The organism is Stenotrophomonas sp. CS3K5, from assembly GCF_059515225.1.
Genome location: NZ_JCAKRX010000011.1, coordinates 146894 through 170303 on the forward strand (window position 1 = coordinate 146894; position 23410 = coordinate 170303).

Genomic DNA, 23410 nt, shown 5'->3' on the forward strand with positions numbered 1-23410 from the left:
CTCGGGGGATGTGCAGATCTCACTGCTTTCGAACTTCCGGCCCGTATTCAGGGTTGGCCGCTTGCAGTTTGTCTATTCGCCGCTATAATGTGCGGCTCGCCGGGCGTGACCCGGTTCTACTGTGTCCCGGAGATTCCATGCCCAGCGTCAAAGTCCGCGAGAACGAGCCCTTCGAGTTTGCTCTTCGCCGCTTCAAGCGCACTTGCGAAAAGGCCGGTGTGCTGGCCGAAACCCGCAAGCGCGAGTTCTACGAAAAGCCGACCCAGGAGCGCAAGCGCAAGGCCGCCGCTGCTGTGAAGCGTCAGCTGCGCCGCTCGTCGCGCGACGTCACCAAGCGTCAGCGCCTGTACTGATCGGACGCATCTTCATTGCGGCAGGCTTGTCCTTCCGCGGTGAAGCCGAAGCCGGCACGCGCGAGCGTCGCCGGCTTTTTGCGTTTCCGGGCCCGGGCATCCGCCCCGCCCCTCCACCACCACGAGGTTCCTCATGAGCATGAAGCAGCAGCTCACCGACGACATGAAGGCCGCCATGAAGGCGGGCGAGAAGCACAAGCTGGGCGTGATCCGCCTGATCAACGCCGCCATCAAGCAGCGCGAAGTGGACGAGCGCATCGAGCTGGATGACACCGCGGTGATCGCCGTGCTCGACAAGATGGTCAAGCAGCGCAAGGACTCGGTCAGCCAGTACGAAGCGGCCCAGCGCGAAGACCTGGCCGAGATCGAACGTGCCGAGATCGTGGTCATCGAAGCCTACCTGCCGGCCAAGATGGGCGAAGCCGAGATCGTGGCCGCCATCCAGGCGGCCATCGCCGAGACCGGCGCCTCCGGCGCGGCCGACATGGGAAAGCTGATGGGCGCACTGAAGCCCAAGCTGGCCGGCCAGGCCGACATGGGCCTGGTGTCCAAGCTGGTCAAGCAGGCCTTGGCCGGCTGATCACCGCACCGCCCACTGCATACGACAAGGCCCGCGCTATGCGGGCCTTGCCATTGCTGCAGGCAGGGGCGCTGCCGCTTACGCCTGGCGGCAGTTGCGCAGCGTCATCGAGCTGCCTTCGATCGAACTGACCTCACCTTCCAGCTTGGCCCAGTCACGCTCACGCAGCACGCTGAAGTTGGCCGCCTGGTCCGGCGCGAACTCGCAGCGGATGGTGTAGTTGTTGTTGTTGAAGGTGTCGTTCTGGCGGATCCGCAGCAGGCCGCGTTCCGGCGTCACCAGGTAGTTGATCGATCCCACCTCGCCCGGACGGGTGGAGTAGCTGTTCCGGTTGACGGTATAGATCTGCCCGTCGATGCGGTACCGGCGGCCGATGTACTTCGCGTACAGCGGCAGGAAGGTGGCCGACCGATCGCCCAGGTCTTCCTTGTTGGTGGTGGTCCCCAGCATCAGGTCCTTGAAGCTGCCAGCGGCATTGTAGGCGGCCATCGTGGAGCGCACTTCCTTGCCCATCTTCTTGGACAGGTCCGGTGCGGCCACGTCTTCCAGCGCAGGCATCGGCTGCTTCGCGCGCGCCGCGGCGGCAAGCGCCTCACCCTGGCTGCCGCCCTTCAGCTTGTCCAGCATCGCGCACATCGACTGCCGCGCCTCGTCCTGCCCGATCGTCTGGCCACGCGCCAGCTTGGTCGCCAGGGTCACCCGGCCGGTGTGGTCGGCGGTACCGATCAGCACCAGCGGCGTACGCAGGCCCTTGGTCTGGATCAGGTACTGGTTGCCGGTGTTGCCTTCCACCAGCTGGCCGCCGATCTCGAACTGGTCCTCGGCACCGATCTGCCGCAGCTGGTCCAGTGCGCTCTGCACCTTCAGCCCCGGCACCGTCACATCGGCCATGTACATCGCGCCGTTGCGCGGATCCCCTACCGTCTTGAATGCCTTCTCGCAGGCAGCTGAGGCGGCGGCCGCCGAGCCACTCACCGTCGCCAGCAACACCATCGTGGTGTAGACCATCCCTTTCATAACGCGTCCTTTTGCAGAGAAATTGGAATGTCGCGGCCCTGCGCAGCGGCAGCCGGCCCCGGATACCGTGGCGGCAGCCCCCCTGCGCACCCACGGTCGGGCAGAAGGATAGCGCGGACGCTGTACGGCACAACGTCTGAATAGGCACTTCACCCAACCCAACGCCCTGATTTGCTAGAAAAAGCATCATCCACCTGCCTTCTCCTGCTTCGATGCCGCATCCCCACGCCTTTCTGCCTGCCGTCCGATCTCGCCTGGGAAAGCTGCAGGACAGCTTCCCGATGGCCGTGGCCAAGCGCTTCGTCGAGATCGACGTGCTGACCCAGGCCGCCTCGGTCTCCTTCTACGCCCTGCTGTCGATGGCCCCGCTGCTGGTGCTGCTGCTGTGGCTGACCGCTTCGCTGTACCCGCCGGCACAGCAGGCACTGATCGGCCAGATCGGCTCGGTGGCCGGCAGCAGCGTGGCCAGCGTCGCTGACACCGTGCTGCACAACGCCAACAGCCAGCCCAGCATGGGCTCGCTGGCCGGGCTGTGGAGCACGCTGCTGCTGTTTGTCGGTGCCACCGCGGTGTTCGCCCAGCTGCAGAACGCGCTGAACCGCATCTTCCACACCAGCGGCCAGCGCCTGGATGGCATCAAGGCCTGGCTGCGCAAGCGCGTGTTCTCCTTCGGCGTGGTGCTGGCGCTGGGCTTCCTGCTGATCCTGTCGATGACCGCTACCACCGCGCTGCAGGTGGTGTTCGCGCAGCTGCCGTCGGTGCTGCCGGCCGTCGGCTACCTCACCTCGCTGCTGCTGTACACGCTGGCCTTCGCCTTCCTCTACCACTACCTGCCCGACCGCCGCGTGGCCTGGCGCCAGGCCTTCATCGGCGGCGCCATCACCTCGGCGCTGTTCGCGCTGGGCCGCTATGGCATCGGCGTCTACATCGCCACCGTGGCCCCGGGCAGCGCCTACGGTTCGATGGGCGCGCTGGTGATCTCGCTGGTCTGGATCTACTACGCCACTGCGGTGTTCTTCGTCGGCGCGCTGATGACCGCGGTGATCGACGAACGCCTGTATGCCCGGACGCAGCTGGCCAAGGGCGGGGACACCACCGAAGAAGCGGGCCCGGCGGCCACCAGCGAGTAGACTAGGGAACCTGCCTTCCCTTCTGCGCGGCCTGCCGGCTGCGCCCTGCCCTGTTGCCCATGGCCCGTATCCCCGACGCTTTCATCGACGACCTGCTGGCCCGCACCGACATCGTCGAGGTGGTGGGCAGCCGCGTGCCGTTGAAGCGCCAGGGCAAGGAGTACGCGGCGCGCTGCCCGTTCCATGACGAGCGCTCGGCCTCGTTCACGGTCTCGCCCACCAAGCAGTTCTATCACTGCTTCGGTTGCGGCGCACACGGCACCGCGATCAGCTTCCTGATGAACTACGACCGCCTCGAGTTCCTCGATGCGGTGGATGAGCTGGCCAAGCGCGCCGGCATGGAAGTACCGCGCAACGAGAACCCGCGCAGCCCGCAGCAGCAGGACGACAGCCGCGAGCTGTACTCGGCGCTGGATGCGGCCGCCAGGTTCTTCCAGAAGAACCTGGAAGGCAGCGACAAGGCGCGCAGCTATCTCGATGGTCGTGGCGTTGACGAGGACACCCGCGCGCGCTTCCAGATCGGCTATGCACCGGATGGCTACAGCGGCCTGCGCGATGCCCTGGGCAAGGACGAGCGGCGCATGAAGCTGCTCGACCGCGCCGGCCTGTTCTCCAAGAACGATCGCGGCCACGTCTACGACAAGTTCCGCGACCGGGTGATGTTCCCGATCTTCGACCGCCGGGGCCGGGTGATCGCCTTCGGTGGCCGCGTGTTCGAGAAGGACGACGGCCCCAAGTACCTCAACTCGCCCGAGACCGCGCTGTTCCACAAGGGCCGCGAACTGTACGGCCTGTGGCAGGTGCGCCAGGCCAACCAGAAGATCGAGCGCTTGATCGTGGTCGAGGGCTACATGGACGTGGTCTCGCTGTTCCAGTTCGGCGTCACCCAGGCGGTGGCGACGCTGGGCACCGCGACCACGCCGGACCATGCCGAGCTGCTGTTCCGCAACGCGCCGGACGTGTTCTTCTGTTTCGACGGCGACGCCGCCGGCCGCCGCGCCGGCTGGAAGGCATTGGAATCGGTGCTGCCGCGCATGAAGGATGGCCGCCAGGCGTTCTTCCTGTTCCTGCCCGATGGCGAAGACCCGGACACCATTGTGCGCAAGGAAGGCGCCGAGGCGTTCAACGAGCGCCTGAAGCAGGCCACGCCGCTGTCGCAGTTCTTCTTCGACGAGCTGACCCGCGAGATCAACCTGGGCACGCTGGACGGCAAGGCCCGCCTGGCCGAACGCGCAAAGCCGATGCTGGCGCAGATTCCCGATGGCGCCTTCGGCGATCTGATGAAGCAGCAGCTGGGGCAGCTGACCGGCCTCGGCGGCAATGCCCAGGCGGCACGTTCGCCGATGCCGCAACGGCCGCCGGCGCGTTCGATCCAACCGGTGGCCAAGCGCAGCCTGGTGCGTGGTGCGATTGCCGTACTGCTGCAGCAGCCTTCGCTGGCGCTGACCCTGGGCGGCAAGCACCACTTCCAGGGCCTGCGCCTGCCGGGGGTAGAGCTGTTGCTGGAACTGCTGGGGCTGGTCGAACAGCGCCCGGACATCAGCACCGGCGCGCTGCTGGAGCATTTCGACGGCCGCGAAGAACAGGCCTCCCTGCATACCCTGGCCGCGCAGACGATGCCGGGCGACGAGGCAATGTGGACCCAGGAACTGCACGATGCCGTGGCCCAGCTGGAGAAACAGCTGCTGGTGCAACGTCTGGAGGAGTTGTTGGCAAAGCAGCGCCAGCAGGGCCTGGACGATACTGACAAGTACGAACTGCGCGAGCTGCTCAAGGCCCGCGCCGGACTGCGCCTGTAGCGGCAGGACGCTTTCACGGAGAAGACCATGCTGCTGCGCCTGACCTGCCTGCTGTTGTTGTCGCTCTGCCTGCCGCTGGCCGCGCTGGCCGAAGACGCGGCGCTCAACCAAGTCCGCCCTGGCCTGTATGCCGGCGGCCAGCCCAGTGCCACGCAGCTGCGCGAGCTTGCCGCGCAGGGCGTGCGCACCGTGATCGATCTGCGCCAGCCCGGTGAGGACCGTGGTTTCGATGAAACCCGCCAGGCCGAATCATTGGGCCTGCGCTACGTGCGCATTCCGGTGGCCGGTGCCGAGGGCCTGGACGCGGCCAACGTGCGTGCCGTGCACCAGGCCCTGCAGCAGAGCCAGGGGCCGGTGCTGCTGCACTGCGCCTCCGGCAACCGCGCCGGCGCCATGCTCAGCCTGGTCAATGCACGCTACGAACAGGCCAGCCCCGATCAGGCGCTGCAACTGGGCCAGCGTGCCGGCCTGAAGTCGCTGGAGGCCGCCACCCGCCAGCGCCTGGCCACGCCGGTCACCTCGCCCTGAATCACCCGCACCAAGGAGTCCGCCCCCCATGACCCGCTGGTGGTCGCGCCTGCGACCGGACAACTTCACCCTCGCCCTGCTGTGCACCGTCGGGCTGGCCTCGCTGCTGCCGATGAAGGGCGCTGCCGCCATCGTCCTCGACGACGTCACCACGGTGGCCATCGCCGCGCTGTTCTTCCTGCACGGCGCGCGCCTGCCGCGCGAATCGATCATCGGCGGCATGCTGCACTGGCGGCTGCACCTGACCATCCTAGCCTGCACCTTCATCCTGTTCCCGCTGCTGGGGCTGCTGTTCAAGCCGCTGTCGGGCTGGCTGCTGACCCCGGAGCTGTACCTGGGCGTGTTGTTCCTGTGCACGCTGCCGTCCACCGTGCAGTCGTCCATCGCCTTCACCTCGATGGCGCGCGGCAACGTGCCTGCGGCCGTCTGCAGCGCCTCGCTGTCGAGCATCCTCGGCGTGTTCCTCACGCCCCTGCTGCTGACCGCGCTGGCCGGTACCTCCGGCGGCGTGCACGACCCGCTGCATGCCATCGGCGGCATCATGCTGCAGCTGCTGGTGCCGTTCGTGGCCGGCCACCTGCTGCGGCCGTGGATCGCCGGCTGGGTGGAGAAGCAGCGCGCGCTGCTGCGCTACACCGATCAGGCCACCATTCTGCTGGTGGTGTATTCGGCGTTCGGCGAAGCGGTCACTGAAGGGCTGTGGAGCAAGACGCCGTTGTTGTCGCTGTTCGCGGTGGCGATCGTGGCCGCGGTGCTGCTGGGCATCGCCATGCCCCTGATCACCTTCATCGCCCGCCGCCTGCGCTTCAACCGCGAGGACGAGATCGCCATCGTGTTCTGCGGCTCGAAGAAGAGCCTGGCCACCGGCGTGCCGATCGCCAAGGTGCTGTTTGCCGGCGGCAGCCTCGGCGCGATCGTGCTGCCGGTGATGATCTATCACCAGATCCAGCTGATCGTCTGCGGCGTGATCGCGCAGCGGTATGCAAAGCGCGCGCCCTGATCGGGCGCGCGGGTTGTTGCCGAAAACGCCATCCACGCATCGCGTGGATCTACTGTAGAGCCGAGCCGATGCTCGGCTGATGTACCGCCATGCGTGGATGCTCCCCGTTCCGCCACTAATCCACGATGGCCGCTGCGATGTCGTGCAGCAGCCGCGCGTTACGCTCCACGTCGCTACCCTTTTCACCCGTGGCCACCAGACTGTAGGTCTTGCTGCGGCCCGTCCAGGCAAGCTCCACCCGGGTGTGGCCAACGCCATCAGCACGCTTCCTCAGCTGCGCAGGTACGCCGTTGACCGTGGTGTTCTGCGCCTCGGCGATGGCTTCGATGTGCGTGCCCGCAGCGAGGAAGTTGTTCTCGCTGAACTCCACGATGCCGACACCCCCCAGCCGGTAGAAGCGACTGAGGCCCGAGGACGTCCCTCCCTCCAGCACGCCACTGGGCTCCATGCCAATCAATTCTGCCGGCCCCAAGGGGCTGGCCAGCAGCGCGCTGGGAGGCTGCGGCAGGCGCTGGCGCAGTTCCGCTGCCGAGCGGTGACGTCGAGGCAGGGCCGCAAGCATCTGGGCCTGCGTCGGGATACTGCCCTCCGCAACCCGCACCACCCCTTCGGATCGCGCGATGTCAGCACGAAGCTGACGCTTCACCTCTTCAGGTGCGTCCAGGTCCGCCAATCGCACGATGCGGTAGCTGCCCACGCCGGCGGACAACCTTCCCATAGTCGAATCCTTATCCTGCATTGCCATCTGCAGGGCACGCTGGTGCAGCCAACGTCCCACCGGATCGGGATCTGTACCCGACTGGGACGCGTGGGCGGACATCGATATCGCCAATGGGATTGCGATGCAAACGAGCTTTTTCATGATGCTCACCACTCCGAAAGTTGGCAGTCGACCGCGCTCGTGGACTGAGTGAATACACGCCCGTCCAGCACCCATGTGTGATAGCCGTGGACGACCATCCGCTCCGGATCGGAGCCATCCCCCGCGTAGAAGCGCCAGGAGAAGTGTCCGTTGTTGGGTGCACCGAAGACGTGCTTTGGTTCGATGTTCCCCAGCGGGATGTGTCTGGTGACGGCCGACCCCTGGAAGTTACGAAACTGAGGCCGTTCGTAGGTAACGGATTCATTGATGAATCCGATACAGTTCGCCCGGCTCAATGCTTTCACTTCCGCTGAAGCATTGCCGGCAAGGCAGGCAACCGCGGCACCTAGAACGATGGGCAGAGAAAAGTGGCTTCTCATTGATTGCTCCACAGAACTGCGAGTCATCTCGCTCGTCCTGTGTATCCACTCCGGATCGTCCCACCTGGCAGATCCATCCGCATCTGTGATCCATGGCTCGCGGGGAGTCAGCGACGCGGCAAATCCCTACACCTTGCCCGGTAGATTTTTTGGCGCGGCGCAATCCTGGGGGAGGGGAAGCCGACACCGGATGCACGGGATCAGGAGACCCATCCACGCATGGCGTGGATCTACTGCTGGTCGACGTCACCGATGGTTGGGGGTAGATCCACGCCATGCGTGGATGGGTTGCGTTGTGCTACGGGTCCACCAGGGTGCCGACGCTCAGCTGCGGCATCCACACCCACAGGTCGTACTCGCGCCCGGCATGGGTGTTGACCTGCGCCGCACGCGCCGGCCGTTCGAGCAGAGCCAGTGCCTTGCAACGGTCCATGCATCCCCAGAAGTGTCCGCGCAGCGCTTCCAGCCGCACGCTGTAGATATCCAGGTCACGCAGCGCCGATGCCATCGGCCGGGTCTGCATCTCCGGCGGCGCATCGGCCGGGCGTTGCAGCATGGCGTGCACATTGCCGGTCAGCACGACCATGCGTGCGCTGTCGGGCAGGCGCCGGTACAGGCGCCGCAGCTCGGCGGCCATGCGGTCATCGCGATCCTGGTTGCCGCCGCCGCTGCTGTTCACGTCGTAGCCCACCACCTCGATCGCACGGCCCTGCGCCTTCAGCGCGCGCAGTGCTTCGATCATCGCCAGCATGTCGCGGCTGCGGCGGCCGTCGTGCTGGTCATCGCGCACGGTCCAGAACGCACGGTTGTCCAAGCGTTGGCGTGCCGCCGTCCCGCCATCGGAATCCAGATAGTCGTGCAGCGCGGGGTTCTCAGCACGGGGCAGTTCCAGCGCCAGCAGCACCGGGGTACCTTCGCGGCTGTAGTCATCCACCAGCTGGCGCACCAGCAGTGGTACCTCGCGGGTGCCGTGGAATTCGCCCAGCACCAGCATGCGATGCTCGGCGGCGTGCTGGCGGATCTGCGCGACAGTGTCATCGGCATGCACATTGAGCGCCATGCCCAGCGCCAGCAGCAGCGCGGTGGTCCAGCGGAAGATCGAATGCATCCGTACGCCTTCCTTTCCTTGGGGTCAGGAACAGCAATGGCGACGCCGCTGGAAGGGATCAAGTGTAGAGCCGAGCCCACGCTCGGCTGCTCTCCCCCCTCAGCCGAGCATGGGCTCGGCTCTACAGGTGGCCCCTCACAACCAGGGCAGGATCCAGTGGTCGACCAGCAGGAAGGCAAACAGCGCCATCAGGTAGACGATGGAGTAGTGGAACATCTTCATCGAGAACAGTTCGTCCGGCGGGTCCAGCATGCGCCAGGCGTACCAGAGGAACACGGCGTTGAGCACGATCGCGCCGCCCAGGTAGAACGCGCCGCTCATGCCCACCAGGTACGGCAGCAGGCAGACCAGCGCCAGCACCACCGAATACACCATGATCTGCTTGCGGGTGTGCACCACGCCGTGGGTTACCGGCAGCATCGGGATCTTCGCCTTGGCATAGTCCTCGCGGCGGAAGATCGCCAGCGCCCAGAAGTGCGGCGGCGTCCAGATGAAGATGATCAGCACCAGCAGCGACGAGTACGCCCAGTCCGACGAGCCCTGCATGCCGGTCACCGCCGCCCAGCCCAGCATCGGCGGCATCGCCCCGGCCAGGCCCCCGATGACGATGTTCTGCGAGGTCGCGCGCTTCAGGTACACGGTGTAGATCACCGCGTAGCCGATCAGCGAGGCGAAGGTCAGCACGGCGGTGATCAGATTCACCCACAGCACCAGGATGACCATCGACAGCACGATCAGCACGCCGGCAAACACCAGCACCTGCCATGGCTTGACCTTGCCCACCACCAGCGGACGCCACGAGGTGCGCGCCATCTGCGCATCGATGTGCGCATCCAGCAGCTGGTTGATGGCGGCAGCGGCCGAAGCGGCCAGCCAGATGCCGAGGAAGCCGAGCAGGCCGGCACGCACCTGCTCCCAGCTGGGCACGCCCGGAATGGCCAGGACCATGCCGACCAGGGCGGTGAACACGATCAGGGCGACGACCTTGGGCTTGGTCAGGTCCCAGTACTGGCGGTAATTGGCAAACATGGAATCAGTCCGGGGCACGCAGGCGGGCCAGCAGGCTGACCAGCACGAACAACAGGGCAACGGCCACGCCGTTGTGGGCGACGGCCACTTCCAGCGGCAGCGCCAGCTTCACATTGAGGATGCCAAGGGTCACCTGCAGCAGCAGCAGTGCGATCAGCGCGCTGGCCCAGCCACGCATGCTCGGCAGGCGGAACAGACGCGCGCCCAGCCACAGCAGGTAGACCGCCACCACCATCGCGAACAGGCGGTGCGCCATCTGGATCGCGATGCGCGACGCGCCATCCAGCACGCCGCCTTCGTAATCCACGCCGATGCCACGCCACAGGGTGAAGCCTTCGGCGAAGTTGTGCTGCGGCCACCACTGGTTGGCGCAGCGCGGGAAGTTGTCCATCGACAGGCTGCCACCGCCACAGGCCAGTGCGGCATAGTTGGCACTGACCCAGCCACCCAGCGCGATCTGGGTGACCAGCACCGCCACGCCGATGCGCAGCAGCCACTTCAGCTTCGGTGCTTCGGCCAGGGTGATCGGCATATGCGTGGCACGCCAGGCCATCCACACCAGCAGGCCGAACATCAGCATGCCGCCCAGCAGATGGCCCATCACCACGATGGGTTTGAGCAACAACGTCACCGTCCACATGCCCAGCAGGGCCTGGAAGATCACCACCGCCAGGGTCAGCAGGGCAGCGCGCGCCAGGTCGATGTTGCTCCAGCGCAGCGCGGCGATCAGCAGGATCGCCTCGCCGATCAATGCCAGGGCGCTGGCGGTGCCATGCCAGCCCATCATGTACAACGGTATGCCGGTGGCCACCAGTACGCAGGCGGTCACCACCGCCGTGCTTCCGAAGCGTCGCTTGCGCGTGGCCAGCAGGGCCAGGGTCAGGATCTCGATGCCCAGCGCGCCGGCCAGGAAGCGGTGCACCTGCTCACGCCAGGCCTTGTGGGTCTCCAGCGGGCGGATCTCCGCGGCCGGGTGGCCGACGGTCTCCTCGATGTGCTGCGGCCAGGTGGCGCGGCCGTAGCAGGTCGGCCAGTCCGGGCAGCTCAGGCCGGCATCGGACAGGCGCACGAAGGCGCCGAACATGATCGTGCTCGCGGTCATGATCATGGCGAACCACGCCAGGCGGTGGAAATTGCGGTGCAGCGCCGGACGCGCGGAAAGGCTCATCAAACGGGACTCACTTCAGTTTCAGCAACGTGGCCATGTCCTTGCGCAGGCCACCGAGGTCGGAACCCGGGGCATGGCGCATGATCACGAAGCCGTTCGGATCGATCACGTAGACCGGCAGTCCCGCCGGATCATCGACGCCCGGCAACGCCGCGCGCAGGGCGGGCGACGGAGCCAGCGGCCGCAGCGCGGGCAGCGAGGCGATCGACACCGGTGGCGTTCCCAGCCACAGGATCTCGACATTATCGGCGTTATGGCCGAACAGCTGCCACACCTTGCCCAGTCCCTGCGACAAAGTGACGCACTGCGCGTCGCAGCCCCCGGACGGCGCCACCAGCAGGCGCCAGGTGCGTGCCTCAGGGTTCCAAGGGTAGGCCTGGCCATTGGCCAGGGTCGGTGCCTGCTGGCGCAGGTCCACCGGCGGCTTCAGCAACTGGCCGGCATTACGGTGCCCGGTCGGCTGCCAACCGGAGAAGCGCAGCACGGCGGCCAGCGCCATCGCGCCGAAGAACACGGCAAACAGCAGCACCAGGGTCCGGCGGCCGGAGCCGCGCGCCTGCGGGGACGTAGCAGTGTTCATGCGGGGCATTTTCTCATGGTTGGATGGGGGATGCGGGTGTGATGCCGCGGTAGTGCCGACCGCCGGCCGGCATCCAGGAATCCGGGGGCGTGCCGGCCAGCGGCCGGTACTACCGGGCGATGAGCCGTCTCCTGCGCCATTCCAGTACCAGCGCCACCACCAGCACGGTCAGGGCCAGCCCGAACCACTGCACGGCATAGCCCAGATGGCGCTGCGGCGGCAGCGTGTTGGGCAGCAGGTCCAGGTCGCGCTCGTCGCCGAACGGCAGTGCCGGGTCCAGCCGCAGCACCCGCTCTGGCAGCACTCGCAGTCCCAGCGCACGGGCCAGGCCTTCGGCCGGCAGACGGCTTGCCAGCCAGCGGCCCGCTTCTCCGGTGGCGGAGAATGCGGGACCCAGTGCCAATCCGGCCGCCGGCGGCGGTGCCAGCAGCCCGCGCACCGCCACCGGCGAAGGCGGCGCCGGTATGTCCGGCAGCGTGCGGTCCGGCGGCAGCGCGCGCCATCCCAGGTCGACCAGCAGCACGCTGCCATCGTCACTGCGGAACGGGCGATAGATTTTCACCCCGGCGCGGCCATGCCGGGTCTGGTTGTCCAGCAGCACCACGCCGGGCAGGAAGCGGCCGTGATCGGCCACACCGTGCAACGCACCAGGCGCTGCCAGGGCCTGCGCCAGCGACAGTACCTGCGCTGCGGCTGGACCTTGTGCATCCAACATCGCCTGTTTGGCATGCATGCGCTGCAGCTGCCACAGCCCCAATGCGCTGAAAGCGGCCATCGCCAGCACGGCCAGCAGCCATCCAATCACGCGTGTGTGCTTCCGCATCATGACAAGTCCGCGCAAACGCGGTCAGATAGGCGCATCCACCCTGCCCTCGAGCCGCGCATGAGTGATTCGCTGAAGACCCTGCTGGTAATCGCGTTTCTGATCGTCATCGTCTGGAATCTGGGCGCCGGCCTGTACTACCTGCTGGTCGACCGTGGCCAGACCAAACGCACGGTCAACGCACTGACGCGCCGCATCGCGGTGTCGGTCGCACTGATCGCACTGGTGATCGTGAGCATCTACATGGGCTGGATCAAGCCGCACGGCATCGGCGGCTGAGGCCACCGATGCGTGCGTGATCAAAGCACGTAGACAAACAGGAACAGCATCAGCCACACCACGTCGACGAAGTGCCAGTACCACGCGGCAGCTTCAAAGCCGAAATGGTTGTCGCGGGTGAAGTGCCCCTTGGCCGAGCGCAGCCACATCACGATCAGCATGATCGTACCCAGCAGCACGTGCGCGCCGTGGAAGCCGGTCAGCATGAAGAACGTCGAACCGTAGATGCCCGAGCCGAGGGTCAGGTTCAGTTCCTTGTAGGCGTGGATGTACTCCTCCGCCTGCAGGGTCAGGAAGCCCAGGCCCAGCACCACGGTCAAGCCCAGCCAGATCAGCAGCTGGCGGCGATTGCCGGCCTTCAGTGCGTGATGGGCGATGGTCAGGGTCACGCCGGAGGTCAGCAGGATCAGCGTATTGATCAGCGGCAGGCCCCAGGCCGGGATGGTCTGGAACGCACCGCCGATCGCGGCCGGGCCGTTGGTTGGCCAGCCGGCCGAATAGCCCTGCCAGAGCAGCTCGTTGGTCATCACCCCACGGCCTTCGCCGCTGAGCCAGGACAGGCCCAGGTTGCGGGTGTAGAACAACGCGCCGAAGAAGGCACCGAAGAACATCACCTCGGAGAAGATGAACCAGACCATGCCCATCCGGAACGAGCCATCCACCTGGCGGTTGTAGTGGCCCGCCTGCGATTCGCGCACCACGTCGCTGAACCACCAGAACAGGGTCAGCACCAGCATCGCGATGCCGATATAGAAGGTCCAGCGTCCCCAGCTGGCATCGTTGAGCCAGCTGGCTACGCCGACCATGGTCACCATCATCGCGATGGAACCCACGAACGGCCATTTGCTCTGGGCCGGAACGAAGTACACGTTGGCGTCGGTCGGTGTCTGGGCCATGTCGGTATCCGGGTCAGGGTGCGGCGTGCGCGCCTTCCGAGGTGGCGGCCGGGGCCAGCCGATCGGACAGCGCGTCGTTGCGGTAGAAGGTGTAGGACAAGGTGATCGTCTTGATTTCCGGCGGCAGGTCCGGATCGACGATGAAGCGCACCGGCATGTCGCGCTTCTCGCCGGCCTGCAGCGTCTGCGCGGTGAAACAGAAGCATTCGGTCTTGCTGAAGAAGCCCGACGCACGCGCTGGCGCCACCGATGGCACCGCGCTGCCGACCACCGCAGCGGCGCTGTCGTTGCGGGCGAAGTACAGCGCCTCGTTGAGTTCGCCCGGCACCACGTCCATGGTCAGCTGTTCGGGATGGAACGACCACGGCAGGCGCGAATTCACCCCGCCATCGAATTCCACCCGCACGGTGCGCCTGCCCGCGGCGGCGCCGGTGCTGGCTTCACTGCCCGGGCCACGCTCCAGGCGCACGCCGAACACCTTTTCGCAGGCGATACGGTACAGCGGCACCAGCGAGAAGGTCAGCAGGAACACCGCCACCGCCACGCCGATCAGGCGCGGCAGGCCGGCGCTGGGTGACGGCGTGCTGGCCGGTGCCTCGCTCATCGGCCGATCACTCCGCTGAGAATGAAGCCGACGTAGACCAGCACCGCGATCGCGCCGACCCAGGCGGCGGTGCGCCGGGCGCGCTGCCGCTGCTGTTCGATGCCGTTGCTCTGGCCGTGGTAGAGCCGACCGCTGGTTGGCTGCTCTTGGCGAGTCGACTGACAGTCGACTCTGCCCAAGGCGTCAGTCGAGCATGGCTCGACTCTACCAACCGGAAACGGGTTCTCGTTATGCATGGCCCACCTCAATGGGTGATGTCGTCATGCGCTAGGTCCCCCGGGCGGATGGTCGGTGGCGTGGTGAAGGTATGTGCCGGTGCCGGCGACGGCAGCGTCCATTCCAGGCCCCGCGCGCCTTCCCAGCTTCGGGCCTCGGCCTTCTCGCCGTTGCGCAGCGACGACAGCAGGATCGCGGCCATCATGAACGGGGTGGCGAACATGCCGAACGCACCGATCGAGCTGATCAGGTTCCAGTCGGCAAACGCCACGCTGTAATCAGGAATACGGCGCGGCATGCCGGCCAGGCCGAGGAAGTGCTGCGGGAAGAACAGCAGGTTGACGAACACGATCGACCACCAGAAGTGCACCTTGGCCCACTTCTCGCTGTACATGCGCCCGGTCCACTTCGGCCACCAGTAGTACACCGCGGCGATCAGCGCAAACACCGCACCGGTCACCAGCACGTAGTGGAAGTGGGCGACCACGAAGTAGGTGTCGTGGTACTGGAAGTCGGCAGCCACAATCGCCAGCATCAGCCCGGAGAAACCGCCGATGGTGAACAGGATGACGAAGGCCACCGACCACAGCATCGGCGCTTCGAAGGTCAACGAGCCGCGCCACATCGTGCTGACCCAGTTGAACACCTTCACCCCGGTCGGGATCGAGATCAGCATGGTGGCGAACATGAAGTAGATCTCGCCACCCAGCGGCATGCCCACGGTGAACATGTGGTGGGCCCAGACAATGAACGACAGGAAGGCGATCGCGGCGGTGGCGTACACCATCGCCTGGTAGCCGAACAGCGGCTTGCGGCTGAAGGTGGGGATGATCTCGCTGACCACACCGAAGGCGGGCAGGATCATGATGTAGACCTCGGGGTGCCCGAAGAACCAGAAGATGTGCTGGTACATCACCGGGTCACCGCCACCGGCGGCGTTGAAGAAGCTGGTACCGAAGAACTTGTCGGTCAGCAGCATGGTCACCGCGCCGGCCAGCACCGGCATCACCGCAATCAGCAGGAACGCGGTGATCAGCCAGGCCCAGCAGAAGATCGGCATCTTCAGCAGGTCGATGCCCGGCGCGCGCATGTTCAGCACGGTGGCGATGATGTTGATCGCGCCCATGATCGAGCTGATGCCGGCCACGTGGATGGCGAACACGCTGAAGGCCACGTTGTAGCCGCCCTGCAGCGACAGCGGCGGGTAAAGCGTCCAGCCACCGGCCGGTGCACCACCGGGCAGGAACAGGGTCAGCAGCAGCAGGCTGAAGGCCACCGGCAGCAGCCAGAACGACCAGTTGTTCATGCGCGGCAGGGCCATGTCCGGCGCGCCGATCTGCAGCGGGATCATCCAGTTGGCCAGGCCCACGAAGGCCGGCATCACGCCGCCAAAGATCATCACCAGCGCATGCACGGTGGTCATCTGGTTGAAGAACTCGGGCTTGACGAACTGCAGGCCCGGCTGCGCCAGCTCGGCACGGATCACCACGCTCATCGCCGCGCCGATGATGAACATGATGAAGCTGAAACCCAGGTACAGCGTGCCGATGTCCTTGTGGTTGGTCGAGAAGAACCAACGCTCGAAGAAACCCGGATGGTGATGGTGATCGTCGTGCCCAACTGCCGAGTGCGCCATTGCAAAACACCTCTCAGAATCGGTTGTCACCGCGGCCGCAGGCGGCCACGGGCTTTACATCACGCGCCGCTGGCCGCGGCGGCAGGTGCGTTGCCAGCTTCAGCCGCCGCCGGGGCGGCCGGTGCCTCAGCGGCCGGTGCAGCAGGTTCTGCCGGTGCCACAGGGGCCGCCGGTGCTGCGGGCGGTGCCGGCTTGCGCTGCGCCAGCCACCGCTTGAAGTCTTCCTTGGATACCGCCTCGACCACGATCGGCATGAAGCCGTGGTCCTTGCCGCACAGTTCGGCGCACTGCCCACGGTACACGCCGGGCTGCTCGATGCTGGTCCAGGCCTCGTTGATGAAACCGGGGATGGCGTCCTGCTTCCAGCCCAGCGCCGGCACCCACCAGGCGTGGATCACGTCGTCGGAGGTGATGACGAAGCGCACCTTGGTATCCACCGGCAGCACCAGCCGGTTGTCCACGTCCAGCAGATAGTGCGGATGGCTCTGGCGGGTGGGCACCACGCCACTCTGCCGCACGCGGTCGGACTCGCGGTCCAGGCGGCTGGTGAAAGTAACGTTCTCGCCGAGGTACTCGTACTTCCACATCCACTGGTAGCCGGTGACCTTCACCGTCATCTCGGCATCGCGGGTGTCGTACATCTTGATCAGGTTGGCCGTGGCCGGCCATGCCATCACGATCAGGATGATCACCGGGATCACCGTCCAGATGACCTCGGCCTTGGTGTTGTGGCTGAAGGTGGCCGCCACTGCGCCCTTGGACTTGCGGAACTTGAACATCGCATAGGCCATCGCGCCGAACACGATGACGCCGATGACCGTGCAGACGATCAGCGAGAGATTGTTCGATTCCCAGGCCAGGCGCGAGGTCTGGGTCACCCCCTTGCCCATGTTCAGCTGCCACGGCTTGGGATCGGCCGCCTGGGCCCAGGCCAACGCCGGCATCAGTCCCCCGGTCGCCAGCACTGCGGCGACCGCATTCACGCACTTCGTGCCCCACCTGCTGCTTTGCTTCATTGCCTAGACCCTTAGCGTCGTCGGTTGCCGCCATCGCTGGCGGCGAGCAAGCTTTCAAGTGTCTCTGCGAGCGTCTGACGTTCGGCCGGCGCGAGGAAACTCCCCACCTCCACCTGCCGGCCGCTGGATGCCAGCCGGACCCTCTCATCGTCGGTGAGCAGACGCACCCAGTGGGGGTGAGCCCGGAACACCGGCAATCCACCGGGTACGGGGATGACCTCCACGTACGCCGGCACTACCCGGATCTCCTCCTGCCGTTCACCACTGCGCCACAAGGCACGCAGCGCCGCCGCCAGCACCAGGCTGTACAGCAGCGCGAACAGGGGGGCGAATGCATTGCCGGCCAACCACCCGAGGGCGGACACCAGCCACATCGCACCGGCCAACACGGTGAACAACAGGACGAACTGCCGGGCATCGAGCGCCCGTGGGGGACGCAGCCGCAGCTGCGTACCTGACCCATCCGGAGCTGGAAGCACCTCGATCATGTCGCAACCGCGTTCCTGCCGCGGGAAACGTCTCGATGGTAGCCCCGCCCTCTCGCCGGTAGCAAGGGTGCATTCACACTTTTTCCGATGCTGCAACACAGCATGAGGTCGGCGGCACGAATGACGAATTCAGCACAAATATGGCCGGGATTGCTGAACACGCCGAATCCACCACCGTTAGGGGCTATCAGCCCTTCATGAAGGTGTCTGCGGGGCACTTCCGAAGGGCGCAAAAATGATTAAAATCGCCAAGTTTTCCACTGGCCGGACCGGCATGAACGCACCCTCCTCCTCCCCTGCCGCCAGCGACGCTCCGCGTCCCGGCGCGCTGCTGTCGCCGGAACTGCCGGCGTCCCCCAACCCGTTCCGCCAGGCCATCACCGATGCCTGGTTGAAGGACGAGGCCAGCCACGTCCGCGAGCTGCTGACGCAGGCCCGCCTGCCCGCCGAGGAACAGGCCCGGGTGCAGGCGCTGGCCGCCGACCTGGTCGGCCGCGTGCGCGTGCGTGCCAAGGACCAGGGCGCGATCGAAGCCTTCATGCGCCAGTACGACCTGGGCAGCGAGGAAGGCGTGCTGCTGATGTGCGTGGCCGAGGCGCTGCTGCGCATTCCCGACCAGGACACCGCCGACAAGCTGATCCGCGACAAGCTGGCCGATGCCGACTGGGAAAAGCACCTGGGCGGCAGCGACTCGGTGCTGGTCAACGCCTCCACCTGGGGCCTGATGCTGACCGGCAAGCTGGTGCAGATGAACGATGCCACCCGCGCCGATGCGCCCAGCGCGTTCAAGCGCCTGGTCGGCCGTGTCGGTGAGCCGGTGGTACGCCTGGCCGTGCGCCAGGCGATGAAGATCATGGGCCACCAGTTCGTGATGGGGCGCACCATCAGCGAAGCGCTGTCCCGCTCGCACAAGGGCGACAACGCCAGCTACCGCTACTCCTTCGACATGCTGGGCGAAGGCGCGCTGACCATGAAAGACGCGCTGCGCTACCTGGAAGACTACCGTCGTGCGATCCACGCCATCGGCGGCGATCACAAGGCACGCGGCGGCCGCCCCGACGGCGACGTCAACAACGCCCCGGGCATCTCGATCAAGCTGTCGGCGCTGTACCCGCGCTACGAGCATGCCAAGCGCGAGCGCGTACTGAAGGATCTGGTGCCGGGCGTGCTGGAACTGGCACAGCTGGCCAAGAGCTACGGCATCGGCTGCACCGTCGACGCCGAAGAGTCCGACCGCCTGGAACTGTCGCTGGACATCATCGAGCAGGTGTTCTCCGACGCGTCGCTGGCCGGCTGGGATGGCTTCGGCGTGGTCGTGCAGGCCTACCAGAAGCGCACCCCGTACACGATCGATCATCTGGCCGACATGGCTCGCCGCGCCGGTCGCCGCCTGCAGGTGCGCCTGGTCAAGGGCGCCTATTGGGATGCCGAGATCAAGCGCGCGCAGATCGAAGGCTATCCGGGCTACCCGGTGTTTACCCGCAAGCAGAACACCGACGTGTCCTACCTGGCCTGCGCCAAGCGTCTGTTCACCCATGCCGATGCGATCTACCCGATGTTCGCCACGCACAACGCGCACACCATTGCCGCAGTGCGCAGCATCGCCAACGGCGGCGTGTACGAACACCAGAAGCTGCACGGCATGGGCGATGACCTGTACGCCGAAGTGGTGCCGGCCGACCGCCTCGGCCTGCCCTGCCGCGTATACGCACCGGTCGGCTCGCACGAAGACCTGCTGCCGTACCTGGTGCGCCGCCTGCTGGAAAACGGCGCCAACTCCAGCTTCGTCAACCGCATCACCGACGAGCGCGTGCCGATCGCCGACCTGATCCGCGATCCGGTCGAGATGGTGTCCTCTTTCGCCTCGATCCCCCACCCGAAGATCCCGCTGCCGGTTGACCTGCTGCGCAGCCAGAACCACGACAGGAAGAACTCCATGGGCGCCAACCTCGCCAACGACAACGAACTGCGCGCCCTGGCCGAGCAGATCAACGCGGCTGTGCCCGCGTCTGGCAAGAGCGGCTGGCAGGCCGCCCCGCTGGTGCCGGGTGCCAACCCGGCCGGCGCCGCGTTGCCGGTGACCAACCCGGCCGACACCCGCGAAGTGGTCGGCCAGTGGCTGGCCGCCGATGCCGCCACCGTGCAGAAGGCGCTGGCCAATGCCGTGGCCGCGCAGCCGGCCTGGAACCGCACCCCGGCCGCCAGCCGCGCCGCCATCCTCGAACACGCCGCCGACCAGCTGGAAGCGCGCATGCCCGAGTTCATGGCGCTGTGCGTGAAGGAAGCCGGCAAGAGCCTGCCCGACAGCATCGCAGAAGTGCGCGAAGCGGTGGACTTCCTGCGCTACTACGCCAAGCAGGCGCGCGAGCAGTTCAGCCACGCCGAGAAGCTGCCCAGCCCGACCGGTGAATCCAACGAACTGCAGCTGCACGGCCGCGGCGTGTTCGTCTGCATCAGCCCGTGGAACTTCCCGCTGGCGATCTTCCTGGGCCAGGTGGCCGCTGCACTGGCCGCCGGCAACAGCGTCATTGCCAAGCCGGCCGAGCAGACCAACCTGATCGGCTACTACGCGGTGAAGCTGCTGCACGATGCCGGCGTGCCGGCCGAGGTGGTGCAGTACCTGCCGGGCGACGGTGCCACCGTCGGCGCCGCACTGACCGCCGACCCGCGTGTGGCCGGCGTCGCCTTCACCGGCTCCACCGACACCGCCCGTGCGATCAACCGCGCGATGGCCGCACGTGACGCCGCCATCGGCGTGCTGATCGCCGAGACCGGTGGCCAGAACGCCTTCATCGCCGACTCCTCGGCGCTGCCGGAACAGCTGGTCAAGGATGCCATCGGTTCGGCCTTCACCTCCGCCGGCCAGCGCTGCTCGGCCGCGCGCGTGCTGTTCGTGCAGGACGACATCGCCGACAAGGTGATGACCATGCTGGCCGGCGCGATGAAGGAACTGAAGGTCGGCAACCCTGGCCTGCTGTCCACCGACGTCGGCCCGGTGATCGACGCCGACGCGCTGAAGATCCTGCAGGACCACGCCGCGCGCATGGACCGCGAAGCACGCCTGATCGCCGCCGCCGAGCTGTCCCCCGAAGCCGCCAACGGCACCTTCTTCGCGCCGCGTGCGTACGAGCTGAAGGACCTGGGCCAGCTGCACAAGGAAATCTTCGGGCCGGTCCTGCACGTGATCCGCTGGAAGGGCGACCAGCTCGATGCGGTGATCGAGCAGATCAACGCCACCGGCTACGGCCTGACCCTGGGCGTGCATTCGCGCATCGACGAGACCGTTGACCGCATCAGCAACGGCGTCCACGTCGGCAACGTCTACGTCAACCGCAACCAGATCGGTGCGGTGGTCGGCGTGCAGCCGTTCGGCGGACAGGGCCTGTCCGGCACCGGCCCGAAGGCCGGCGGCCCGCACTACCTGCTGCGTTTCGCCACCGAAAAGACGGTGACGGTGAACACCACCGCCGCCGGCGGCAACGCCTCGCTGCTGACCCTGGGCGACTGATCCCAGGCGTCATGCGGCAAGCGAAAAACCCCGCGAACGCGGGGTTTTTTGTGCCTTGTTTCCTGTAGAACCGAGCCCATGCTCGGCTTGAACGGTAGGGCTCGGCTCTACGCCCGCATCAGCTTGCGCCAATGGCGCAGCGCCACCAGCGCATTGATCCAGAAGCCCACGTACAGGATCGAGGTCAGGTGCAGGCCGCGACTGTAATACAGCGGCACCGCAATGGTGTTGACCAGCAGCCACACCCACCACGACTCCAGCTTGCGCCGCATCATCAGGATCTGCGCGATCACGCTCAGCACCAGCACCGCCGAATCGACGTACGGCGCATAGGCGTGGGTCAGGCGGGTCAGCATCCAGCCGTAGCCGAAGGTGGCCACCACCGCCAGCGGCGCCAGCCAGGCCCACGCGCGCGGACGCAGCGCGGTGATCGGCAGCGGCGCACCGTGGTCGCCCCGCAGCCACTGCCACCAGCCCAGCACGCTGATGGCGATGAAGAAGAACTGCAGCACCATGTCCGCGTACAGGTGCGAACGCTCGAACACCGCAGCGAACAGCGCGCAGCCGACGATGCCCAGCCACCAGGTGTGCACGTTGTTGCGTCCGGCCAGCAGGATCGAGCCGGCGACGGCGATGTTGGCGGCCAGCTCCAGCTGGAAGTTCGGGTCGGACAGGTTCATCGCCCTATTGTCATGGATCCGCGCCTTGAAAACGAAAGGCCCCGCTTGCGCGGGGCCCTGCGTGTCCTGCGTCAGGCAATCGCCCGGATCAGAACTTGTACTGCATCGAAGCCGCCAGCACGTCGCCACTGACCTTGTACTTGCCGGTCACGGTGTTGGCCGTGGCCGAGGTCGAGTTGACGTTCGGGTCCTTGGTGAACAGGTGGGTGTAACCCACGCTGTATTCCATCTTGTCCGAAGCGGCGTAGGTCATGCCGAGCGACAGCCACTTGCGGGTGGTGTCCGGCACGCGCACGTCGCGGTGGGCATCGGTGGTCGGGGTCTGGTCGTAGGCAAGGCCGCCGCGCAGGGTCAGCTTGTCGTTCACGCGGAAATCGGTACCGATCGACGCGAAGGTGGTGTCGCGGTAGTGGAACGGCAGCACGCTGTCCGGCTGGTTGGAGTCGTAATCGACAACGACCTGGTCGAACTTGCTCCACGCGGTGCGCGTCACCTCGGCCATGATCTGCCACTGGTCATTCACGCGGTGGGTGAAGCCCACGGTAGCGCTGGCCGGCAGGGTGATCGAGGCACGGCCGTTGCTGTCGATGAAGGTACCCGGCGCGGTCGAGGCCAGGAAGGCCTGGGCGTTACCCGGAATGGTGAAGTCGGCGGTGCCGTCGTTGATCTTGTGCTTGACCTGCGAGCGGTAGCTGAAGGCGATGTTGGTGCCTTCCACCGGGGTGACGGTCATGCCCAGGGTGTAACCCACCGACACTTCATCGCCCTTGATGCGCAGGAAGCCATCGGCGGTACCCGGCGAGAAGCCAAGCTGGGCCATCTGGCGGGCAGCGGCCTGCGAGGCGGCAGCCGCCTGGGCAGGCGTTCCGCCCGCATCAAGCACGCGCTTGGCAGCCGTGCGCTAGGCGGTGGCGTTGATGGCGGTGCCGGTATCGACCGCGCTGGTCAGGTCGACGTTCAGACGCTCGGCGAACACCGACGCACCGAACGACAGGTACGGGTTGACGTCATAGGAGAACGCCACGCCCAGATCGATCGCCTGCAGCTCGGTCTTGACGCCGTTGTAGCGGCCGACCCAGTCGCGGTCGTATTCGGTCTTGAAGCCGAACGGCACGGTCAGCGACGCACCGAAGTGCATGTTGTCGTTCTCGCCGAACGGAATGTGGAAGTAGGCAGCCGGAACCGGGGCGATCATGCCGGCGTCGCCGCCGTTGCCACCCGAGATCGGCGCGCCGTTGCCGTACTGGCCCTGGCCGCGGAACTTGGCGCCGAAGCTGATGGCGCTGACGTCGCCCTGCAGCATGGTGCCATCGAGCAGGCGCATCGAAGCCGGGTTGGTGGCGATGACCGAGGCGTCACCTTCGGTCGAGGTGGAGCCGGCGAACGCACGGCCCAGGCCCTTGGCGCTGTTTTCCTTCAGCTGGAAGGCGGCAGCGTTGGCGTCAGCAGCGGCCAGCGCACCGGCAACGCCGACGGCCAGCAGGGTCAGACGGGCAATGGTGGAAGCGGTTTGCATCGTAGTTCTCTCTCCGGTAAGCGGTGATGTTGCTCTGAGTGCGCCTGCGCCCGACCAGCCCCGGAGGGCCCTTCGAAGCGCGCCGGATTCCCCTCCCGACATACGACGCCGTATGCGAGTATTACCCAGAGCTGTTAATGAAACAATAACAGCGCCGGCGCTTCTTCCGCCTCAAAAGCTGAACAGGACAATCCCCGCCCCAGGCGCCGTCACG

The 23410-nt window shown here is 66.4% G+C and carries 23 protein-coding genes and 1 pseudogene; 8 read left to right on the top strand and 16 right to left on the bottom strand.

Going from position 1 to position 23410, the window contains the following annotated elements:
• Positions 1-137: 137 nt before the first annotated feature.
• Together rpsU and AC5YGJ_RS16225 are read left to right on the top strand one after the other, a co-directional pair.
• The gene (gene rpsU / locus AC5YGJ_RS16220) at positions 138-353 is read left to right on the top strand and encodes a 30S ribosomal protein S21 (RefSeq protein WP_002808376.1); all 216 of its coding nucleotides are present in this window, start codon (positions 138-140) and stop codon (positions 351-353) included.
• Positions 354-486: 133 nt separating this feature from the next.
• Positions 487-933: a GatB/YqeY domain-containing protein gene (locus tag AC5YGJ_RS16225; RefSeq protein WP_249842134.1), complete on the top strand. Its 447-nt coding sequence runs from the start codon at positions 487-489 to the stop codon at positions 931-933.
• A 78-nt stretch (positions 934-1011) separates the two neighbouring features.
• Here the strand turns inward: AC5YGJ_RS16225 and AC5YGJ_RS16230 are convergent, their stop codons facing one another.
• Positions 1012-1950: a hypothetical protein gene (locus AC5YGJ_RS16230; RefSeq protein WP_295576486.1), complete on the bottom strand. Its 939-nt coding sequence runs from the start codon at positions 1948-1950 to the stop codon at positions 1012-1014.
• A gap of 212 nt (positions 1951-2162) precedes the next feature.
• Here AC5YGJ_RS16230 and AC5YGJ_RS16235 point away from each other — a divergent pair, with 212 nt between their 5' ends.
• Genes AC5YGJ_RS16235 through AC5YGJ_RS16250 form a run of 4 tightly spaced genes read left to right on the top strand, consistent with a single transcriptional unit; the run spans position 2163 to position 6407 of the window.
• The gene (locus tag AC5YGJ_RS16235; RefSeq protein ID WP_496187132.1) at positions 2163-3080 is read left to right on the top strand and encodes a YihY/virulence factor BrkB family protein; all 918 of its coding nucleotides are present in this window, start codon (positions 2163-2165) and stop codon (positions 3078-3080) included.
• A 59-nt stretch (positions 3081-3139) separates the two neighbouring features.
• The gene (gene dnaG / locus AC5YGJ_RS16240) at positions 3140-4879 is read left to right on the top strand and encodes a DNA primase (RefSeq protein WP_496187133.1); all 1740 of its coding nucleotides are present in this window, start codon (positions 3140-3142) and stop codon (positions 4877-4879) included.
• A 27-nt stretch (positions 4880-4906) separates the two neighbouring features.
• Positions 4907-5407: a protein tyrosine phosphatase family protein gene (locus AC5YGJ_RS16245; protein ID WP_496187134.1), complete on the top strand. Its 501-nt coding sequence runs from the start codon at positions 4907-4909 to the stop codon at positions 5405-5407.
• Positions 5408-5435: 28 nt separating this feature from the next.
• On the top strand, positions 5436-6407 hold the full coding sequence (locus AC5YGJ_RS16250) for a bile acid:sodium symporter family protein (protein WP_475284466.1): 972 nt from the start codon (positions 5436-5438) through the stop codon (positions 6405-6407).
• 115 nt (positions 6408-6522) lie between these two features.
• On the opposite strand, the gene AC5YGJ_RS16255 is transcribed toward AC5YGJ_RS16250, so the two are convergent.
• The 7 genes from AC5YGJ_RS16255 to AC5YGJ_RS16285 form a co-directional block, all read right to left on the bottom strand.
• Positions 6523-7269 carry a hypothetical protein gene (locus AC5YGJ_RS16255; RefSeq protein ID WP_496187135.1) on the bottom strand — a complete coding sequence of 249 codons (747 nt, stop codon included), beginning with the start codon at positions 7267-7269 and terminating at the stop codon, positions 6523-6525.
• 5 nt (positions 7270-7274) lie between these two features.
• Positions 7275-7676: a hypothetical protein gene (locus AC5YGJ_RS16260; protein WP_496187136.1), complete on the bottom strand. Its 402-nt coding sequence runs from the start codon at positions 7674-7676 to the stop codon at positions 7275-7277.
• 271 nt (positions 7677-7947) lie between these two features.
• Entirely contained in the window at positions 7948-8757 is an 810-nt protein-coding gene (locus tag AC5YGJ_RS16265; protein ID WP_496187137.1) for a calcium-binding protein, read from the bottom strand.
• 135 nt (positions 8758-8892) lie between these two features.
• Positions 8893-9786, bottom strand: a complete 894-nt coding sequence (cyoE, locus tag AC5YGJ_RS16270; protein ID WP_309339576.1) for a heme o synthase — start codon at positions 9784-9786, stop codon at positions 8893-8895.
• A gap of 4 nt (positions 9787-9790) precedes the next feature.
• Positions 9791-10954: a COX15/CtaA family protein gene (locus AC5YGJ_RS16275; RefSeq protein ID WP_309339577.1), complete on the bottom strand. Its 1164-nt coding sequence runs from the start codon at positions 10952-10954 to the stop codon at positions 9791-9793.
• Positions 10955-10964: 10 nt separating this feature from the next.
• The gene (locus AC5YGJ_RS16280) at positions 10965-11534 is read right to left on the bottom strand and encodes a redox-active disulfide-containing membrane protein (protein ID WP_496187138.1); all 570 of its coding nucleotides are present in this window, start codon (positions 11532-11534) and stop codon (positions 10965-10967) included.
• 109 nt (positions 11535-11643) lie between these two features.
• Complete coding sequence (locus tag AC5YGJ_RS16285) at positions 11644-12360, bottom strand: SURF1 family protein (protein WP_496187139.1); 717 nt, start codon at positions 12358-12360, stop codon at positions 11644-11646.
• Between the two features lie 57 nt (positions 12361-12417).
• Here AC5YGJ_RS16285 and AC5YGJ_RS16290 point away from each other — a divergent pair, with 57 nt between their 5' ends.
• Positions 12418-12636, top strand: coding sequence for a twin transmembrane helix small protein (locus AC5YGJ_RS16290; RefSeq protein ID WP_107232104.1), 219 nt, complete (start codon positions 12418-12420; stop codon positions 12634-12636).
• Between the two features lie 20 nt (positions 12637-12656).
• Here the strand turns inward: AC5YGJ_RS16290 and AC5YGJ_RS16295 are convergent, their stop codons facing one another.
• From AC5YGJ_RS16295 to AC5YGJ_RS16320, 6 genes are read right to left on the bottom strand one after another with little or no spacing between them, the layout of a single operon-like run.
• Entirely contained in the window at positions 12657-13532 is an 876-nt protein-coding gene (locus AC5YGJ_RS16295) for a cytochrome c oxidase subunit 3 (RefSeq protein WP_107232103.1), read from the bottom strand.
• Positions 13533-13545: 13 nt separating this feature from the next.
• A complete protein-coding gene (locus AC5YGJ_RS16300; RefSeq protein WP_409460808.1) occupies positions 13546-14136 on the bottom strand; it encodes a cytochrome c oxidase assembly protein in 591 nt (196 codons plus the stop codon).
• On the bottom strand, positions 14133-14372 hold the full coding sequence (locus AC5YGJ_RS16305; RefSeq protein ID WP_496187140.1) for a hypothetical protein: 240 nt from the start codon (positions 14370-14372) through the stop codon (positions 14133-14135). Before AC5YGJ_RS16305 ends, AC5YGJ_RS16300 begins: the two co-directional genes overlap by 4 nt.
• An 8-nt stretch (positions 14373-14380) precedes the next feature.
• Positions 14381-15988 (bottom strand): cytochrome c oxidase subunit I, encoded by a 1608-nt coding sequence (ctaD, locus tag AC5YGJ_RS16310; protein WP_249842147.1) that lies wholly within the window; start codon positions 15986-15988, stop codon positions 14381-14383.
• A gap of 59 nt (positions 15989-16047) precedes the next feature.
• On the bottom strand, positions 16048-17004 hold the full coding sequence (gene coxB / locus AC5YGJ_RS16315) for a cytochrome c oxidase subunit II (RefSeq protein WP_496187141.1): 957 nt from the start codon (positions 17002-17004) through the stop codon (positions 16048-16050).
• An 11-nt stretch (positions 17005-17015) separates the two neighbouring features.
• Positions 17016-17492: a DUF2244 domain-containing protein gene (locus AC5YGJ_RS16320; protein ID WP_107232098.1), complete on the bottom strand. Its 477-nt coding sequence runs from the start codon at positions 17490-17492 to the stop codon at positions 17016-17018.
• Positions 17493-17766: 274 nt separating this feature from the next.
• Between AC5YGJ_RS16320 and putA the strand changes: the two genes are divergently transcribed.
• The gene (putA, locus tag AC5YGJ_RS16325; RefSeq protein WP_496187142.1) at positions 17767-21000 is read left to right on the top strand and encodes a bifunctional proline dehydrogenase/L-glutamate gamma-semialdehyde dehydrogenase PutA; all 3234 of its coding nucleotides are present in this window, start codon (positions 17767-17769) and stop codon (positions 20998-21000) included.
• Between the two features lie 107 nt (positions 21001-21107).
• Here the strand turns inward: putA and pnuC are convergent, their stop codons facing one another.
• Both pnuC and AC5YGJ_RS16335 read right to left on the bottom strand, forming a co-directional pair.
• Positions 21108-21680 (bottom strand): nicotinamide riboside transporter PnuC, encoded by a 573-nt coding sequence (pnuC, locus tag AC5YGJ_RS16330; RefSeq protein WP_496187143.1) that lies wholly within the window; start codon positions 21678-21680, stop codon positions 21108-21110.
• Positions 21681-21768: 88 nt separating this feature from the next.
• A pseudogene (locus AC5YGJ_RS16335) lies at positions 21769-23196 on the bottom strand (outer membrane protein transport protein).
• Positions 23197-23410: the final 214 nt, after the last annotated feature.

Excerpts from the sequence above, each read along its gene's own strand:
- AC5YGJ_RS16235 (WP_496187132.1), top strand. The coding sequence starts at position 2,163 with ATGCCGCATCCCCACGCCTTTCTGCCTGCCGTCCGATCTCGCCTGGGA.
- AC5YGJ_RS16255 (WP_496187135.1), bottom strand. The coding sequence starts at position 7,269 with ATGAAAAAGCTCGTTTGCATCGCAATCCCATTGGCGATATCGATGTCC.
- AC5YGJ_RS16280 (WP_496187138.1), bottom strand. The coding sequence starts at position 11,534 with ATGAACACTGCTACGTCCCCGCAGGCGCGCGGCTCCGGCCGCCGGACC.
- AC5YGJ_RS16295 (WP_107232103.1), bottom strand. The coding sequence starts at position 13,532 with ATGGCCCAGACACCGACCGACGCCAACGTGTACTTCGTTCCGGCCCAG.
- cyoE (WP_309339576.1), bottom strand. The coding sequence starts at position 9,786 with ATGTTTGCCAATTACCGCCAGTACTGGGACCTGACCAAGCCCAAGGTC.
- putA (WP_496187142.1), top strand. The coding sequence starts at position 17,767 with ATGAACGCACCCTCCTCCTCCCCTGCCGCCAGCGACGCTCCGCGTCCC.
- coxB (WP_496187141.1), bottom strand. The coding sequence starts at position 17,004 with ATGAAGCAAAGCAGCAGGTGGGGCACGAAGTGCGTGAATGCGGTCGCC.
- AC5YGJ_RS16275 (WP_309339577.1), bottom strand. The coding sequence starts at position 10,954 with ATGAGCCTTTCCGCGCGTCCGGCGCTGCACCGCAATTTCCACCGCCTG.
- AC5YGJ_RS16285 (WP_496187139.1), bottom strand. The coding sequence starts at position 12,360 with ATGATGCGGAAGCACACACGCGTGATTGGATGGCTGCTGGCCGTGCTG.
- AC5YGJ_RS16305 (WP_496187140.1), bottom strand. The coding sequence starts at position 14,372 with ATGCATAACGAGAACCCGTTTCCGGTTGGTAGAGTCGAGCCATGCTCG.
- pnuC (WP_496187143.1), bottom strand. The coding sequence starts at position 21,680 with ATGAACCTGTCCGACCCGAACTTCCAGCTGGAGCTGGCCGCCAACATC.
- AC5YGJ_RS16230 (WP_295576486.1), bottom strand. The coding sequence starts at position 1,950 with ATGAAAGGGATGGTCTACACCACGATGGTGTTGCTGGCGACGGTGAGT.
- AC5YGJ_RS16225 (WP_249842134.1), top strand. The coding sequence starts at position 487 with ATGAGCATGAAGCAGCAGCTCACCGACGACATGAAGGCCGCCATGAAG.
- ctaD (WP_249842147.1), bottom strand. The coding sequence starts at position 15,988 with ATGGCGCACTCGGCAGTTGGGCACGACGATCACCATCACCATCCGGGT.
- dnaG (WP_496187133.1), top strand. The coding sequence starts at position 3,140 with ATGGCCCGTATCCCCGACGCTTTCATCGACGACCTGCTGGCCCGCACC.
- AC5YGJ_RS16260 (WP_496187136.1), bottom strand. The coding sequence starts at position 7,676 with ATGACTCGCAGTTCTGTGGAGCAATCAATGAGAAGCCACTTTTCTCTG.
- AC5YGJ_RS16245 (WP_496187134.1), top strand. The coding sequence starts at position 4,907 with ATGCTGCTGCGCCTGACCTGCCTGCTGTTGTTGTCGCTCTGCCTGCCG.
- rpsU (WP_002808376.1), top strand. The coding sequence starts at position 138 with ATGCCCAGCGTCAAAGTCCGCGAGAACGAGCCCTTCGAGTTTGCTCTT.
- AC5YGJ_RS16250 (WP_475284466.1), top strand. The coding sequence starts at position 5,436 with ATGACCCGCTGGTGGTCGCGCCTGCGACCGGACAACTTCACCCTCGCC.
- AC5YGJ_RS16320 (WP_107232098.1), bottom strand. The coding sequence starts at position 17,492 with ATGATCGAGGTGCTTCCAGCTCCGGATGGGTCAGGTACGCAGCTGCGG.
- AC5YGJ_RS16265 (WP_496187137.1), bottom strand. The coding sequence starts at position 8,757 with ATGCATTCGATCTTCCGCTGGACCACCGCGCTGCTGCTGGCGCTGGGC.
- AC5YGJ_RS16290 (WP_107232104.1), top strand. The coding sequence starts at position 12,418 with ATGAGTGATTCGCTGAAGACCCTGCTGGTAATCGCGTTTCTGATCGTC.
- AC5YGJ_RS16300 (WP_409460808.1), bottom strand. The coding sequence starts at position 14,136 with ATGAGCGAGGCACCGGCCAGCACGCCGTCACCCAGCGCCGGCCTGCCG.